Annotated in this window: 14 protein-coding genes and 2 pseudogenes; 9 read left to right on the top strand and 7 right to left on the bottom strand. The window is 36.1% G+C overall.

The genetic code is table 11. From position 1 onward, the window contains the following. The first annotated feature begins 2 nt into the window (after positions 1 to 2). Both ACM9HF_RS02055 and ACM9HF_RS02050 read left to right on the top strand, forming a co-directional pair. Positions 3 to 2432, top strand: coding sequence for a LamG domain-containing protein (locus tag ACM9HF_RS02055; protein ID WP_473614056.1), 2430 nt, complete (start codon positions 3 to 5; stop codon positions 2430 to 2432). A gap of 104 nt (positions 2433 to 2536) precedes the next feature. Further along, positions 2537 to 4135 carry a hypothetical protein gene (locus ACM9HF_RS02050; RefSeq protein WP_473614055.1) on the top strand — a complete coding sequence of 533 codons (1599 nt, stop codon included), beginning with the start codon at positions 2537 to 2539 and terminating at the stop codon, positions 4133 to 4135. A 602-nt stretch (positions 4136 to 4737) separates the two neighbouring features. On the opposite strand, the gene ACM9HF_RS02045 is transcribed toward ACM9HF_RS02050, so the two are convergent. Then, positions 4738 to 5703 carry an FAD:protein FMN transferase gene (locus ACM9HF_RS02045; protein WP_473614054.1) on the bottom strand — a complete coding sequence of 322 codons (966 nt, stop codon included), beginning with the start codon at positions 5701 to 5703 and terminating at the stop codon, positions 4738 to 4740. A gap of 133 nt (positions 5704 to 5836) precedes the next feature. Between ACM9HF_RS02045 and ACM9HF_RS02040 the strand changes: the two are divergent. Next, positions 5837 to 5974 (top strand): annotated as a pseudogene (locus ACM9HF_RS02040) (IS630 family transposase); the annotation flags it as partial. Between the two features lie 493 nt (positions 5975 to 6467). Here the strand turns inward: ACM9HF_RS02040 and ACM9HF_RS02035 are convergent. From ACM9HF_RS02035 to ACM9HF_RS02015, 5 genes are all read right to left on the bottom strand, one after another. Next, positions 6468 to 7070 carry a hypothetical protein gene (locus ACM9HF_RS02035; protein WP_473614053.1) on the bottom strand — a complete coding sequence of 201 codons (603 nt, stop codon included), beginning with the start codon at positions 7068 to 7070 and terminating at the stop codon, positions 6468 to 6470. A gap of 311 nt (positions 7071 to 7381) precedes the next feature. Continuing rightward, complete coding sequence (locus ACM9HF_RS02030; RefSeq protein WP_473614052.1) at positions 7382 to 8392, bottom strand: amidohydrolase family protein; 1011 nt, start codon at positions 8390 to 8392, stop codon at positions 7382 to 7384. A gap of 303 nt (positions 8393 to 8695) precedes the next feature. After that, a complete protein-coding gene (locus ACM9HF_RS02025) occupies positions 8696 to 9469 on the bottom strand; it encodes a sulfite exporter TauE/SafE family protein (RefSeq protein ID WP_473614051.1) in 774 nt (257 codons plus the stop codon). 339 nt (positions 9470 to 9808) lie between these two features. Continuing rightward, the gene (locus tag ACM9HF_RS02020) at positions 9809 to 10513 is read right to left on the bottom strand and encodes a 4-carboxy-4-hydroxy-2-oxoadipate aldolase/oxaloacetate decarboxylase (RefSeq protein ID WP_473614050.1); all 705 of its coding nucleotides are present in this window, start codon (positions 10511 to 10513) and stop codon (positions 9809 to 9811) included. A 16-nt stretch (positions 10514 to 10529) separates the two neighbouring features. Then, positions 10530 to 11597, bottom strand: a complete 1068-nt coding sequence (locus tag ACM9HF_RS02015) for a 4-oxalomesaconate tautomerase (RefSeq protein WP_473618247.1) — start codon at positions 11595 to 11597, stop codon at positions 10530 to 10532. Positions 11598 to 11904: 307 nt separating this feature from the next. Between ACM9HF_RS02015 and ACM9HF_RS02010 the strand changes: the two genes are divergently transcribed. Beyond that, positions 11905 to 13149, top strand: a complete 1245-nt coding sequence (locus ACM9HF_RS02010; RefSeq protein WP_473614049.1) for a LysR family transcriptional regulator — start codon at positions 11905 to 11907, stop codon at positions 13147 to 13149. 142 nt (positions 13150 to 13291) lie between these two features. Here ACM9HF_RS02010 and ACM9HF_RS02005 read toward each other — a convergent pair. After that, positions 13292 to 13941 (bottom strand): annotated as a pseudogene (locus ACM9HF_RS02005) (dienelactone hydrolase family protein). A gap of 156 nt (positions 13942 to 14097) precedes the next feature. On the opposite strand from ACM9HF_RS02005, the gene ligA reads away from it, so the two are divergent. The 5 genes from ligA to nrtS are packed head-to-tail and all read left to right on the top strand — an operon-like array spanning position 14098 to position 17425. Beyond that, positions 14098 to 14493, top strand: coding sequence for a protocatechuate 4,5-dioxygenase subunit alpha (ligA, locus tag ACM9HF_RS02000; RefSeq protein ID WP_473614048.1), 396 nt, complete (start codon positions 14098 to 14100; stop codon positions 14491 to 14493). Further along, on the top strand, positions 14493 to 15329 hold the full coding sequence (locus ACM9HF_RS01995) for a class III extradiol dioxygenase subunit beta (protein WP_473614047.1): 837 nt from the start codon (positions 14493 to 14495) through the stop codon (positions 15327 to 15329). Before ligA ends, ACM9HF_RS01995 begins: the two co-directional genes overlap by 1 nt. Beyond that, positions 15326 to 16222, top strand: a complete 897-nt coding sequence (locus tag ACM9HF_RS01990) for an amidohydrolase family protein (protein WP_473614046.1) — start codon at positions 15326 to 15328, stop codon at positions 16220 to 16222. The genes ACM9HF_RS01995 and ACM9HF_RS01990 overlap by 4 nt, the downstream gene beginning before the upstream one ends. A gap of 10 nt (positions 16223 to 16232) precedes the next feature. After that, positions 16233 to 17177, top strand: a complete 945-nt coding sequence (locus ACM9HF_RS01985; protein WP_473614045.1) for a Gfo/Idh/MocA family oxidoreductase — start codon at positions 16233 to 16235, stop codon at positions 17175 to 17177. Beyond that, positions 17171 to 17425, top strand: a complete 255-nt coding sequence (gene nrtS, locus ACM9HF_RS01980; RefSeq protein WP_473614044.1) for a nitrate/nitrite transporter NrtS — start codon at positions 17171 to 17173, stop codon at positions 17423 to 17425. Before ACM9HF_RS01985 ends, nrtS begins: the two co-directional genes overlap by 7 nt. Positions 17426 to 17437 lie beyond the last annotated feature (12 nt).

Below are 17437 nucleotides of genomic sequence, written 5' to 3'. Positions count from 1 at the left end.
GCATGAAACATATTCATTTTTTTACACTGGTTTCGCTTGTCTTACTCACCGCCTGTGGTGGTAGTGAAGTAGAAAGTAATCCTCCTGTTCAGACAGAAATATTAACCAATGTATATACTGGCCCTGCACCGCAAACAGATGATATTCAACGTTATAAAGCAAACTTATGGGATAATGTATCAACAAGCGATAAATGTGGTGGATGTCATCGTGTTGATGATCAAGCGCCCTATTTCGCGCGCCATGACGATGTAAACTTAGCCTATGCAGATACAACGGCACTAGTTGACCTATCTAAACCCGAACTTTCTCGATTAGTAACTAAAGTAGCGTCAGGTCATAATTGTTGGTTAGGTAGTGATCAAGCCTGTGGTGAAACCATGACACAATGGATAAAACTATGGGCAGATAATCAAGTAAGCATTGCCAATACCATAGAATTAAAAGCACCTGTTATTAAAGAGGCTGGCGCAAGCAGAAGTTTTCCTGAGTCTACGGATTTATTTAACGATCATGTTTACCCGTTGCTACAAACCTATTGTTCTAATTGCCATCAAGAAACCGCGGTAAATGCACAGGCTCCATTTTTTGCTAGCCAAAACATAGAGCAAGCTTATTTAGCGACACAGCGTGTAATTAATATTGATAACCCTACACAATCTCGTTTAGTGATTCGTTTGGGATCTGAGTTTCATAATTGCTGGACAAACTGCCAAGAAAACAGCAACGAAATGTTAGAAAAAATTACGGCAATGCGTGATGAAATAGAAATTAATACGATTGCAGATGAAATGGTTATTTCAAAAGCGTTAAAACTTACTGATGGTGTTGTTGCATCAAGTGGTGGTCGTTTTGAAACAGACGTTATTGCACTCTACCAATTCAAAACAGGTGAAAGTAATACCGCTTACGATACATCAGGCATTAGCCCTGCCGCTAACTTAACCTTGAGCGGTGATTATGAATGGCTTGGTAGCTGGGGCATACAATTAAATAATGGGAAAGCACAAGCAAGTACAGCTTCCAGTAAAAAGCTACATGATCTAATTACCGCCACAGGAAAATTTTCTGTGGAAGCTTGGGTAACTCCCAGTAATGTAGTGCAAGAAGGCCCTGCAAAAATAATTAGTTATTCAGCCAGTGAAACCGAACGAAACTTTACCTTAGGGCAAACCCAATACAATTACGACTTCATGCTACGTAACGAACAAACATCGACCAACGGTGAACCTGCGTTGAGTACACCTGATAACGACGAAGTGCTACAAGCAACATTGCAACATGTAGTACTCACTTATGATGCAACTGAAGGGAGAAAAATTTACGTTAATGGTAATTTAATTAATATTACCGATAATGAAGTTGCACCATTATCCGCATGGGATGACAGCTTTGCGTTAATACTCGGACAAGAAGCAACTAATAACAACGTTTGGCAAGGCAGCGTGCGTTTATTAGCTATTTACAATAACGTACTTACTCAAGATCAAATTCAACAAAATTATGATATTGGTGTGGGTGAAAAATTCTTTTTACTCTTTTCAATTAGCGAAAAAGTTAATCTTGCTAATACTTTTATCGTGTTTGAAGTTAGTCAATTTGATAATTACAGTTATTTATTTAATAGCCCTTCGCTGGTTAACTTAGACAACAAAACCTTACCTGAATCATTAAATATTAAAGGTATTAAGCTAGGTATAAATGGTAAAGAAAGTGCTCAAGGGCAAGCATTTAAAAATGTAGATGTAACGATATCCTCAACGGAAAGTATTGCTTCTCCCCTACCTCTTTCATCATTAGGTACCATCATTGGTCTTGATAAAGGTGCGCAAAATGATGAATTTTTCCTTTCATTTGAAACACTCGGAACCTTTAGCAATATCACCCTTCCTGGTGAAGTCATCATTACGCCTGAAGTGCCTTCAGCAACAAATACGTCAGATATTGGCATTAAAAACTTTGCTGAATTAAATGCCACTATGAGTGTATTAACAGGTATTCCTGCGCAAACAAGTAAAGTAAGAAACACCTATCAATTAGTTCAAAGACAACTACCGAGTATTGATAATATTGAAACATTTATATCGGCACAGCAAATGGGTATAACACAACTTGCCATTACCTATTGCGATAGTGCGATTGAAGATCCAACTATTAGAAATACATGGTTCGAAGGGATAGATTTCGATCAAGCACCTAGTATTGTGTTTGATACTAATAATCGTAGCCAATTTATTACCCTGTTAATTGATAAATTACTACCGCTAAATATAACAACGCAGCCTGAAAAAGATGCTGTAACAACAGAAATAGATGCGTTAATTACGCGCTTATCGTCATGTACTAATGCCTGTGAAGCTAATCGAAGTAGAACGATTGCTAAAGCATCATGTACAGCAATATTGGCCAGCGCAGTTGTACTTGTTCAATAGAGCCATTAGCAACTCGGTAACCGTACTTATTTCGATCATTATTTTAATCATGTAACTGTGTAGATATAAGTAATGATTTATACAAATTTAATTGGATGTAACTTATGAAAAAGCCATCACATTTTCACCCAGATAGCCCATTACTATTTTCAGATCATGCTAAACCAAGATCTCGTAGAGATTTTATTTCTTCAGGCTTAAGAACAGGCGGAGGCATGTTAGCGGGGCTTTCTATTGCGAGTCTTTTTGCTACACCAAACCGCGCAAATGCAGCTTTATCGCCAGATATTCAAACATTAAGCGGGACTTGCGGGATCAATGTACAAGGAGCAGGAAAAATACCTTTTATTGCTTTTGATCTTGCTGGTGGCGCTAATATAGCTGGCTCTAACGTATTAGTAGGTGGTTTGGGCGGACAACAAGACTTTCTTTCAACCGCCGGTTATAACAAATTAGGCTTACCTGGTGATATGGCGCCTCCTATCGCTAACCCAAATACAGGAGAGTCAGATTTTATTAATACAGATCTTGGTTTGGCCTTTCATTCAGACTCTGCATTTTTAAGAGGTATTTTAGAAAAGGTATCGCCGGAAACTGCTGCCAAAATTAACGGTGCAGTAATACCAAATCGTTCAGATAATGACACTAGCAATAATCCACATAATCCTATGTACGCTATATCACATGCAGGGGCTGATGGCTCATTAATGCCATTGATCGGTTCAAGAAATACCGATTCGGGTGGAAACTCAATGGCATCCGCTACTTTTATGGATTTAAATAAACGACCAACCAAAATTGATCGCCCTTCTGACGCAACAGGTTTAGTGGACGTAGGGGATTTATTTAATCTTTTATCGCAAAAAGATGCTGTTACCGTAATGGAAAGTATTCAGCGAGTTAGTGCGCAAAAAATGTCACAAGTAAATACACAAGTAACACGCGATGATGTGATCAAAGACTTAATTAATTGTGGTTACGTTAAAAGTACTGATATTGCTGATCGCTTTGGTGATCCTTCTACACTTAACCCTGTAGCAGATCCTGATATTGTAGGTCCCGCTGGTATATTCAAAATTGATGAATTTGACAGTGAACGCGAATTTCAAAAAACATCATCTATCATGAAATTAGTCATCGATGGATACTCAGGTGCAGGTACCGTAACCATGGGTGGATTTGATTATCACACAGGTGAACGTGGTACTGGAGAACTAAGAGACTTACGAGCAGGTCGCTGTATGGGCGCATGTTTGGAATATGCCGCTAGAAAAAACACACCTTTAATGATGTATGTATTTAGCGATGGTTCGGTTGCCAGTAATGGCCGCGTAGACGATTCAACCGAAGGCCGTGGCAAAGGTGAATGGACGGGTGATAATTCATCGACAGGTGCTGCTTTTATTTTAGTATTTAACCCAAGTGGTAAACCTGAATTAATGGGTTCAACTGAAGATCAAATGGCAAGAAGTCAGCAAATAGGTTTTATGCGTTCAGACGCTTCTGTTGATACCGCCTCAGCACCTTCAGCGAATAATGTTAACCTCTTGGTAGAAACAGTATTATTAAACTATCTCGCTTTACATGGCGAAACAGGTCAGTTTACTAATTTAGTACCAAGGCAAGGCTTAGGAAACACTAAAATGTTAGATTCTTTAACCGCTTTTAAACCCATAGTAACAGGAACAATCAATCAGGTTTAGTTATATAACCTCAACTCGGGTTAATGAATGTTAGATAATGAATTAAAATTCCTATTTATCAAAACCTTAATCTGTATCGTTGTTTTCCTAAATTATATTAGTCTCTCAACATTGATATTTTTGTGTATAACAAGGCGAATTTTTCTATCTAATAGCTGGCTATTAGTAATAAATTCAACGAAGTTAGGCATAAAAATAGCTTGTTGAGTAACTTTGCTTATCCCGAGCTGAGGTTATATACCCTTTATCATTCAAGATGCAGGTTTCAGTGAGAACTGAAAACAATTTAGGCATGGTATTAATTTTACGTCATGGTTATTCTCGGTAACTGCTCCTGCGTTACCCTAATGTCCTACATCCGTGTAAGAACCTGACTAAAGTTAATAAGCCCCATAAATTGTTTTTAGATCCATCGTAGAAGCGTTTGAGCATAATCACCTCATCAACAATGCTTTTTATAAAGGAACAAGCATTATTACAAAGCATTGCCTTGAATTGATATCGCTCAAACGCTCTGAAATAGCCTCTTGATTGGTAACGGGTATACCAGTTTTTGTAAATTTAATATGAACTTAATAGTAGACTAAAAGGGTTAACAATAATTATTGTGTTAACCCTTTCGAGAAATGCAATGTCTGTTTTTTATCAATAATAATCGCTTCATACCCTTCTAACGAATCAATAAGTTTCATCGCAGGTTGTAAACCTAACACAAACAACGTTGTTGAAAGTGCATCAACCACGGTTGGGTCATCACCAATAACCGACACACTCACTACTTCTTTAGCTGATTTTCCCGTTTTAGGATTTAAAATATGATGGTATCGCTCACCGTCTTCAATAAAATAGCGTTCGTAATCGCCTGATGTGGAAATAGCCTCGTTTTCTAAAGGTAGATGAACAGCCGTTTTATTTTCTGCCCGTGGATGCTTTATACCCACAATCCAAGGTCGGCCACGTTTATCGCCCAGTAAGCCTGTATCGCCTCCTGCACTCACTAAACCATGATTTACGCCAGACTCTTTTAGTAAGGTCAAACAGTTTTTCACTGCATAGCCCTTAGCAATACCACCTAGATCAATCTTCATTCCTTCAACAGAAAATGAAACCGTTTGATTCTCTTGATCGAGGATAATCCCCTGATAGTTAATTTTGTTTAAATTATCAGTAATCGCTTTTTCATTAGGCTTAATTTTATTACGGTATTGATATTGATAACCCACTGATGCATAGGTGATATCAAATGCACCATGGCTTAAACGAGAAATATCGTTAGCGGCTTTAAGTAAGTTAAATAACTCAGTACTTATTTTAACAGGATGAATAGCCGCAGTATTATTAATGACCGATAAATCACTGGTTTCAATGTATGGACTCATTGTTTGATTAATGCGTTCCATTTCATTTTCTACTGCGTTAATCAATAATTGAGCTTTTTGGAAATCTTCATGCCAAAACTGAACTTTTGCTTCAGTCCCCATTACATGAAAATTTTTTTCATGCCATTGAGCCAAACATTGATAAGAAGATATAAATAAAAATAAAGGAAGATAATGTAAGTATTTCATAAGAGTGTTACGTATTGGGTTGATATAGCTAAGCGATTGGTATAATTCAAGTTGGCTTAGCATAACCTACAAAGACTAGTATAGAAACGTAAAATCTTTTACTAAAAAAACAATCCATAATTTCATTTAACAATATGGCAAGTTGAAAAGCAGCGTTAGCGATAAACCTATATTATTCATGGATGCAATACATCCAACCATGAGCGACGAAGGTCAGTTATGGTTGGATAAAAACAGGGATAGATAAGGTATCGAAACTACAGGTAGTCGCCACTGATATCAGTCACTATGAAAAAGTATTTCATCCATATTACCCCAAGTATCGGTAATAACCTTAGGGATGAGCATTAATAACCATTTTCAGGTGCTAAAATCCGCATCTTGATTGGTAACGGGTATATATACCCGTTATCATTCAAGATGCAGGTTTCAGTGGGAACTAAAAACAATTTAGGCACAGATTTTACGTTCCAAACAAAATCTAAGTACATACATCCATGTATGCAAGGCATTAAATTTACGTCATGGTTATTCTCGGTAACTGCTCCTGCGTTACCCTAATGTCCTACATCCGTGTAGGAACCTTACTAAAGTTAATAACGAAGCATAAATTGTTTTTAGACCCATCGAAGAAGCGCTTGAGCAAAATCACTTCTTCGTTAGTGCTTTTTATAAGGGAACGACCATTATTGCAAAGCACTGCCTTGAATTGATATCCCTCAAGTGCTCTGAAATAGCCTCTTGATTGGTAACGGGTATATCATCTATTTTTTAATGTAATAAAGGTGTAAACCACCACGCAACACATTAAAATCACCATAATCCGCAGAACTATCAATAGCCCCATCGCTACGTAAATTAATAACTTCCAAGATCAGTTTTCGATCTTTTATCAACTCTGTAACATTAAAAATATAAGGAGGAACTCCCCCTACTTCATCATCACTTTTCATTTCAACTAAATTTGTTAATTCAGAAACATCGTCTTTACGATAGTTTTTTATTTCTTTGAAGTGGATCCAATAACGAGGCTGATTGTTAATCAATATTTGGCCCCACTCAGGCTTTTGGTCACCTGTTTCTTTATTGAAGTCAGAATCGATAATATGTACACCAAGATTAGCGCGTTTTAATATAAAACTTGGATCTGTTGCGTATTTATCTTCAATAATATAAGTATAGCGATAACGATCGCCTGGGGCGTTTAGGTGTGTACCCGCTGACTGTGTACCTAAACTAGGAGAAAATACAGGCATTTCATAGGCTACATGAAATTCATCTTCAGCGGTATTAGGTGAAGCAGCATGAATCGATAGTGGTAACAGAACAAAAATACTACCACAGAGTAATTTAAATACTTTTTTCATAAAGGTACCCTTAAAATATTAATACGAATAATTAAGTTGAACTTGGCTTAATATATTTTTAAACAATTGAAATAATTGATAATATTTTTAAATTTATGCTAGTTTGAACGTTTTTTAGGCTTTAAAGCAAATATCTCGTCAATAGCTGGTCTATTGCGAGTAAATATAATAATAAAATCAGTAGAATAGCGACTAGAGAAACATTGATTAAAGCGAATTTCGGCTAATTAACGTGTAATAAATAGAAAAAATACCCATCGTCAGATTTAATATCACATCTATTGACAGGTATTTATTTCCATATAGTTAAGCTAAATGCGAAGTCGACTAAAGACATTAAGAGCATTATTGGCAAAGATAGCTTGTTTTTCAGTACTATTCAGTTGTTTATTACCATCTATATAACGCTTTGTATCATCAAAATAATGCCCTGTTTCAGGATCAATACCACGAACAGCACCAACCATTTCAGATGCAAACAATATATTTTTAACGGGAATAACCTTAAGTAATAAATCAATACCTGCTTGATGATACACACAAGTATCAAAGTATATATTATTCATAACAGACTCATTTAATGGAGGTAACTTAAGCATATCAGCTAAGCCTCTAAATCGTCCCCAATGATAAGGTACAGCCCCACCACCATGTGGAATAATAAACTTAATGTTTGGAAAATCTTTAAATACATCAGAGGTCATTAATTGCATAAAAGCAACCGTATCAGCACTTAAGTAATAAGAACCCGTAGTATGAAAAGATGGATTACAACAACCACTAACATGAATCATTGCGGGAACATCTAGTTCACACATTTTTTCATAAATAGGATACCAATAACGGTCACCTAATGGTGGAGAATCCCAGTGTCCGCCTGAAGGATCTAAATTCAAATTAAAGCCTACAAATCCCAATTCAGTAATACAACGCTCTAACTCAATAACACTGTTAGTTAAATCTGAGCCTGGTGTTTGAGGCAACTGACAACCACCCGCGAAATTTTTAGGATATAAATTTGTAATACGATGAATCAGATCATTACAATGCTCGCTCCAGTATTTACTGGTTGACTCATTACCAATATGGTGTCCCATCCAACTTGCTCGAGGAGAGAAAATCGTAAGGTCTGTGCCACGTTCGCGCTGTAATTTTAGTTGAGCATTTTCAAGGCTTTCTATGATTTGATCATCAGAAATATTAATGATACCTTTTTGATGCTTAAAGTTTTTATCCGTTAATAAATCTTGCTTTTGTTGCTCTCTATAAAAACCTAATTCATCGGGTGTGGTCGTATAATGGCCATGGCAATCTATAATCATAAACTTCCCTAAATAAAATAATTCAAGCTATAGCATATGAGTAAGATTAAATGTAAACCAATGCATATTAATTACTTTGCCATAATAAAATATTTATCATGCTTTTGTACTTAACCTGAACTCGGTTTAAGAGATTCTTAACAAATTGAAATATAAAAAATAGTTTTCTTAAGCCTCTAGCTTGCTAGTTTTTATTAATTCAGGCAAATTTCGCGTCAATACTCCTCTATTGCAAGTAAATTTAACGCAGAAGTTAGAAAAATAGTGGCTAGAGAAGTATTTATTAAGTCGAGTTCAGGTTACTTAATAAATAATCCCTTTAAATATAAGTCTTAAAGCCACCATCGTTATAATGAACTTAAAAATACGTCTAAACGTTTTACGAGAAATAGCAACTGAAGTTCGCTTACCTATCCATGCACCTAAAAAGCCAAAGAAAATGGCAGACAATAATTGAAGCGTATATGAAAAATATGAAAAACCATTAAAAACATAACTAGAAATTTTAAATATATCCATAGTAAACAGGCAAGCAGCTAAAGTTCCTGTTATTTGTGCTTGTGTCATTGCGGTTCTAAATATAGCAGGTTGTAAAATGCCGCCAACACCAAACAAAGTACCAATAAACGAATGGCTAAAACCAATATACGAAAACACATTAAAACGGGGGAGTTTTATACTAATACTAGGCCACCATGTAATGAGTAATATTAATCCTCCTATTGATAGTGAAATAATATGTTCATCTAAACTGACAAATATTTGCCCACCAAGCAAAACGCCAAAAATTGATCCAAAAATAAATGCTTTAACAATGGATGGATTGATATGATCTTTAAATAAAACAATGCGAGCAAATAATGAAGGTAAGGCAAGTGCGGGTAATAAAGGTATAGTTACAGTTAAAGGTAATACAGCAGACACAGTAGCTAACATAATATAAACGCCACCAGTAGCAAATGAAGCGTTTATAAAGGCTGCAACAAAACAGCCTAAGCTAATAATAATTAAATCGGTCATTAGTGATATTGTATAAGCGTAGTACCAACTGGCAGGGAAGGTATTTTTTTTAGCCACGATTCATCACAATAATATATGTTTGTTATATTATGTTTTGCACACAAGGCTTTCAGTTCAATAGGATACTTGCATATAGCTCCTTCAAAACAAGTATTATATTGCCATGGATCTTCAGAAATAAAAAACAAGATCTGTACCTTTTTTGAACGCAACTTTTTACACATACTATACTCGTGAGAATCGGTCCCTAGGATAACACCATTAACTATATTGTTTTTTCCTGTCAGACCTAAGGCGGCTTTAATTTTATGCCACATAACCAACCCCACTAATTAATTTTTAAATTCTAGCTGGATAAATAGCCCCCCTTAATTAGAACGGGTATTACATTTTTAACTAAAGACTTTTTTTCCATTCCTCGTTTGAATCAAAGTAAGTTAACCCTTCTTCTTCAAGACGTGGACGCATATTATATAAATCTAATCCTAAAACACCACTTTTCAGTTTTAATCTTTTTTCTTCTTCATTAACTTCTCTTTTATGAGAGCTAACCAAAACCTCTTTCAATTCACTTCTTGCTACAACACAAACACCGTCATCATCGGCAACTATTGCATCTCCAGGGTTAATAACTTGTCCTGCGACAACTACGGGAATATTTACCGAACCTAAGGTATTTTTTACGGTTCCTTTAGCACTTACAGCACGTGACCATACAGGGAAAGACATTTCTTGTAAGTCTTTAACATCACGAACACCAGCATCAATGACTAAGCCTCTTACTCCTCTAGCTTGTGCTGATGTTGCGAGTAAATCTCCAAACATTCCGTCTGTATTATCAGTAGTACATGCAACAACTAATATATCGCCCGGTTTACATAATTCCATAGCTACATGCAACATCCAATTATCACCCGGTTGAGCCAGTATGGTAACGGCATTACCCGCAATTCTAGCGCCAGGATAAATGGGTCTCATGTACGGTTTTAATAACCCGACTCGACCTTGAGATTCATGTACCGTTGATGTTCCGTAATGTGCCAACTCATCTAGGCTTGATACTTCATTTCTTTCAATATTTCTAATAACTACAGGTTTCATTTTAAATTTCCTTAGATCAATTCGGTTGTGGTACGAATAAAACACCTTTACTCAATAATCTTGCCGTTCTAATAACTCCCGCACCATTAATTTGAGGGATAACGCCATCATCTTCAAAATCTAAATTAACGGTAAATTCCCCACACGGATGTTCAACAGAAATAGGATCATTCGGCGTAATAACACCATTACTGTAATTTTCAGCAACACTACCTTTTACAATACAAGCAGTAGCAACTGAAACAGCTCCTAATACTCCAATAGCTGAGTGACAATGATGTGGTATAAATGTGCGTGTATTTATAAGCCCTCCATACCTTGCTGGTGAGATAATACACATTTTAGGAACGGCTTTTGATTGAGCATTTTCAATGTTCATTTTAGGTGATATAGCTAAACGAATACTTTCTAACTTATCTTTGAGATTTTGATCACTGTTAAGCTCTTCGGGTGTTTCATACCCGCTAACTTGTAAGTCTTCTGCTCTAACTAAAACCACAGGCATACCATTATCAATGCAAGTCACTTCAACACCATCAACATTATCTTTAACGGCTCCGGTCGGAAAAAGCTCTCCAGTTACAGAACCTGAAATATCCATGTAGTTACAAACAATAGGAGCCGATGTACCAGAAACACCATCAATACGCTGGTCACCGTTATAATTGATTTCTCCATTCGGGGTATGCAAAATCAATTCACACAATTTATTTGTGTTAAGCATGTTCACAGTAATTTTAGTCATAGAGTCAGTAGGAGTAACTAAGCCAGATTCAATAGCAAAAGGACCTACTCCTGCAAGTATATTTCCACAATTTGGCGTCGTATCAATTTGATTCTGACCAACAACAACTTGAATAAATAAAAAATCAATATCAACATTCGGCAACTTAGAAGGAGATACAATAGCTACTTTACTCGTTAAAGGATGACCACCGCCTAAACCGTCTATTTGACTATCATCCCTTCCTACCGCATCTAATATTATTTGATTTGTTAAACTTTCAGAGGTTGGTAAATCAGAAGCTAAAAAGTAAAGACCTTTAGAACTACCACCTCGAATTTGCATAAATGGAATAGACATTTGACTCACAATATTAACCACCTTTATTTTGAGATGGGTAAAGCATAAAGGCGATATACGTTTAACTTCCAATGGGAAACTGTTTTCTAGCCATGCAAAATAATTAACCTCAACTAAAATAAAGAATACAACTCAATAAAATTCATACCAAAAAACACAAAAACAAATATACAATTACAGTTTTTAAAGGCCTAAAGAACAAAATATTATTAACATCAAACAAATACTCATTGCTTGAATATTTAAATTCATGCTAAATTCTTGTTCATTACACCCGTAGAACTTATTTAATAAAAGGCGCATTAAAATGATTCAATTTGATCCAAATGGAATACCAGACATTAGCCTTAGACAGTTAAGAGCTCTTGTTTATGTGGCCGAATATCAAAATGTAACCAAAGCCTCTAAAGAACTAAATCGTTCTCAAACAGCAATCACTAAAGCCATTTCAGATCTTGAATTAACTGTAGGAAAAAAGCTGTTCGATAGAACCTCTACAGGAATGATTTTAACTCCACACGGAAAATCATTAACGGTACGTTCAAAAAGAGCAATGGATGAATTTAAAAAAGTTGGTGACAAACTGCTTGAATATTCAGATATAAATCGGCCTGTTGAGAATATTCCTATATTTTCAATGGATATAAGCTACAAAAGATTATCTGCGTTTATTGCTTTGTATCATTTAAATAATTATCAACGAGCTGCTGAACAACTCAATATAACTAAAGCAGCTATCTATAGCTCAGTACGACAAATGGAAGAATGGCTTGAAATGCCGCTATTCAATAGCGCTCCAAGCGGAGTTTCACCTGTTCCTTTTTGTCATGTATTAGCACAACATATAAAGCTAGCATTTGCTGAAATACGTCATGGTATAGAAGATATGGCAAATATTGACGGTATTACTTGCGGTAACGTTAAAATAGGTACACTGCCATATACCCGAACATATTTAACACCAAACGCAATTAATAAATTATTAAAAGAATACCCTGGACTAGGAGTGACTACCTATGAAGGCACATATGAATTGATGGAGTCGTCTTTAAGAAGTGGTGATATCGACCTTATTATAGGAGCTGTACGAACCATGGATAAATCGAATGATATAAAAACTGAAATTCTTTTAGAAGATAAACTATCGATTGTGGCTCGTAAGCATCACCCTTTGATGAATAAGTCAAAAGTAACGTTAAATGATTTGAATGAATACGGTTGGATTTTACCAGAATTCCATACTCCCGCAGGCAAACTATTCATTGAAACCATGAATAGTCATGGATGCAGCCTACCTGACCAAGCAATACATACAAGTTCGTTATCTATGATCAGAGGGTTACTCATTAGCAGCGATCGTGTTGCTTTACTTTCTAAGCACCAAATCTTTTATGATGAACATAGTGATTTACTCGATGTTCTGCCAGTAAAAATGGACGACACATATCGCTCCATAGGTATAACAATGCGAAAACACACTGAACCATCACCGGCAGCTCAATTGTTTCTAAATAAATTAAGACAAGTGGCAGATGAAATTGTAGTTGCTTAGCTAACTTTCCAGCAGTAGAAAATATTAAGCATAATAAGATCTTTTTACCATTCAATATATTAATTTAACTTAAAATATGAAACTTGTTGAGTCACAGGTTTCATATTCGAAAGAAAGCTAAGCGTCGAAAATATAGTAGATATTACGAGAGAATTTTTAACAAACGCTCTTGTGATAATTCATTAGCGCTCTGATTAAAGCTAGGTTTATGATGATTAGCAAAAGCATGGCCAGCTTCAGGATATATATAAAACTGTGCCTCAGTCGCAGCACTCTTCATATTATCAATAACGTGTTTAGGGCTATGGTCATCTAATGCGCCGAAATGAAATTGAAATGGGCATTTGGGTATGCTAGGTAAGTATGTTTCCAAACGGGTACCATAAAATGCTGCACCGCTATATAGCTCCAATTCACAGGCAGCGAGATAAGCGAGTCCCCCCCCCAACAATAACCGACGACAGAAACTTTACTCAGATTTAAATAATCAATAGACGCTTTAATATCCAACAATAAAGATTCTTTTGAACATTGAGCAACTATGCTTAGGCCTTTTTTGGGTTCATTATATGGAAATACCGCATCTTTTGAAATTCTATCGAACAATGCAGGAACAAGCGTAGTAAAACCTAAATTTGCATAATGATCAGCTAACTCTGTCATCTGTTCCGTTATACCAAATATTTCATGAACTAATACAATAGCGCCTTTAATATTTTTTTGCTTAGACTGGCTTAAATAACCTGAAAATTGGTGACCATCAGCAGAAGTTATAGTGACTAAATTTTTCATATTTTTTCCTTCAAAATGCAAACTATAACTCTTTCTGTATGGGTTAAAAGAGCAAAGATAAAATTTCATCTGCTTTTTATCTTTTATAATTGGTACATCTTCGCTGTATAGCGTTAGAATTTAGTCAATAAATAAAATTAGAGAAAAGGTTATTTTATGCGTAATGATAGAGACTATAGCGACATTCCTGGTACATATGTCTTCGATCCTCATCATAATATGATGGGTTACCATTTAAACATGTTTTGCATGTCTCTCAATAAAGCAGAAAACCGCGACGAATTCCGTGCAAACGAGCCTAAATACCTAGAACAATTTCCAATGACAGAAGATCAAAAGAAAGCTGTTTTAGAGCGTGATTGGATAGGGTTACTTCGTTTAGGCGGTAACTACTACTACACTTTTAAATTAGCCATATTTGACGGAATGACCATGCAAGGCGTTGGAGGATTAATGTCAGGTGTTACTGAAGAAGAATTTAAAACAATGATGCAAAATGGCGGTAGAAAGCCTGAAGGTAATCGTTATAAACATGAATGGGAAGAAAAATAATGGCCAAAATCACATCTGGTGTAGGTACATCTCATGTTCCACTTATTGGTGCTATAGTCGATAAAGGTATGGCAGACCAAGAAAATTGGCGCCCATTAATGGATGGGTATAAATATCCACGTGAATGGATAGAAAAAGAAAAACCCGATGTATGTATTATTGTATACAATGATCACGCATCAGCATTTTCATTAGAAATGATCCCAACTTTTGCTGTAGGGGTAGCTGATGAATACAAACCTGCTGATGAAGGTTACGGTCCAAGAAAAGTGCCTACAGTAAAAGGTCACGCTAAATTAGGTTGGCATATTTGCGAAAGCCTGATTAAAAACTCATTCGATATAACCATCGTCAATGAAATGCCTGTTGATCACGGCCTTACCGTTCCTCTATCAATAATGTATGACCAGCCCGAAGAATGGCCATGTCAGGTCATCCCTGTTTGTGTCAATGTTATTCAATACCCTCAACCTTTAGGTACCCGTTGTTATGCTTTAGGTCAAGCTATTCGTGATGCTGTTGAGAGCTTTGATGAAGATTTGAAAGTATGTATTTTAGGTACTGGTGGTATGTCGCACCAGTTACAAGGCGAAAGAGCTGGCTTAGTTAATAAAGAATTTGATATTTCATTTTTAGATGACTTAACAGCTAACCCTGAACGCTTAATAAATATAGGGCATGCAGAATATTTAAGAGAAGCTGGGTCAGAAGGCGCAGAAATGGTGATGTGGATGATCATGCTTGGGGCTTTAAAAAACCCTAAAGAACTTTATCGCCATTATCATGTACCCGTATCTAATACAGGAGCAGGATTAATTATCCTGGACAGTGAATGAGTAAATTTGAAGTAGATGCAAATTGGCTACATTGGTGTAAAAACCCAACAAAGCCAACATTTAAATTACCTAAAGGCTCGGTAGACGCACATTGCCATGTATTTGGTCCTGGAGATATATTTCCTTTTTCTCCAGAGCGTAAATATACCCCTTGTGATGCCTCTAAAGATCAATTATTTGCATTAAGAGACTACCTAGGTCTTGAACGCAATGTAATCGTTCAAGCCACTTGTCATGGTTCAGATAATAGCGCTTTAGTTGATGCGCTTATTCATAGCCAAGGTAAAGCAAAAGGTGTAGCAACTGTAAAATCAACAATATCAGACGAAGAGCTACAAGCGCTCGACTTTGCAGGCGTAAAAGGTGTTCGTTTTAATTTTGTAAAACGCCTTGTTGATACATTACCGTTTGATTCATTAGAAAGTATTGCTCATCGTATCAAAAAACTAGGTTGGCATATTGTTATATATTTTGAAGCTCAAGATCTTGCTCAATATTATGATTTCTTCACATCATTACCAGTAACCATTGTTGTTGATCATATGGGACGTCCTGATGTAAGTAAGCCAGTTAAAGGTTCTGATTTTGATTTGTTTATTAAATTACTTAGTGATAATGATAATTTTTGGTCGAAGGTAAGTTGTCCTGAACGGATATCAAATACTGGACCAAATGGATATCAAGACGCTATTCCATTTGGGCGTAGGGTAGTTGAAGAATTTCCTGACAGAGTCCTTTGGGGAACAGACTGGCCACATCCTAATATGAAAACTCATATACCAGATGATGGGAACTTAGTTAACTTCATACCTCAAATAGCCCCTACTCAAGAGCTTCAACATAAACTACTTGTTGCAAACCCTCTTAAGCTTTATTGGCCTGAACTTAAATAATAAATATAACATGATAAAACTGTGCGTAGTCGGTGAAGGAGCTTTTGGAAATAAACATTTAGAAGCTTTAAAAAAAATAGAAAATGTTGATGTTTCTTGGTTAATTGGCGGTGTTGAAACATCAACAAAGTCAGTTGCCGAGCATCACAACATTCCTAACTGGAGTTGCAATCTCAACGATGCTCTCAATAGTTCAGAGATTGACGGGATCATTCTAACCAGTCCTACTCCTATTCATGCTTCTCAAGCAAAACAAGTTATGCTTGCAGGTAAGCACTTATTGGTAGAAATACCTATGGCAGATAATATAGAAGATGCCGTAGAGTTGGTTGAGATCCAGAAGAAAACGGATGTTATCGCTATGGCGGGACACATCCGTAGATTTAACCCTAGTCACCAATGGATACATAATAAAATTCAATGTGGAGAGTTAAAAATACAACAACTTGAAGCACAAACACACTTCTTTCGTCGTACAAATACCAACGCCAAAGGAGAAGCTCGTAGCTGGACAGATAATTTGCTCTGGCATCATGCTTGTCATACTGTCGATTTATTTCAATATCAAACAGACCAAAGTATTGAACATTGTTTTGCTCTACAAGGTCCTATACACCCAGAGTTAGGTATCCCTATGGATATGAGTATTGGTTTAAAAGCAACAGACGGAGCTATATGTAACCTATCTCTATCTTTTAATAGTGATGGACCTCTCGGCACTAAGTTCCGTTATATATGCGATAACGGCACTTACATAGCTCATTATGATCAACTCTTTGATGGTTCAGGTAAAGAAATAGACTTAGGTGACCTTGCATTATTAGGTGATGGCGTAGAATTAATAGACAGAGAGTTTATAAACGCGATAAAAACAGGGAAAGAACCTAATGCAAGCTTAGTACAATGCTTAAAAGCAATGCACACCTTAGATAAGCTACAGAAGGTTATATGTTAACGACTGAAAATTCTAACGCTGCAACATGGTTACAAATAGCTACTCGTCCAGACATAATTAAAAGAAGTATAAAAATTTCACTTATTGTGGGTAGCTTTCTGGCGGTTTTAAACCATGGAGACAAATTATTAACCGTAGACTTAAGTTCTTTAGATATTTTTAAAATTATCGCGACTTACTTTGTACCTTTTTGTGTTTCAACCTACTCATCACTCCAAAATGAGCTACATGCAATGAGAAGGCAATAAGCTGCTTATTTT

It is taken from the genome of Colwellia sp. RE-S-Sl-9 (assembly GCF_048296855.1).
GTDB lineage: Bacteria > Pseudomonadota > Gammaproteobacteria > Enterobacterales > Alteromonadaceae > Pseudocolwellia.
The sequence above is the reverse complement of the archived record's forward strand: the minus strand, read 5'-3'. Positions and strand labels throughout refer to the sequence as shown.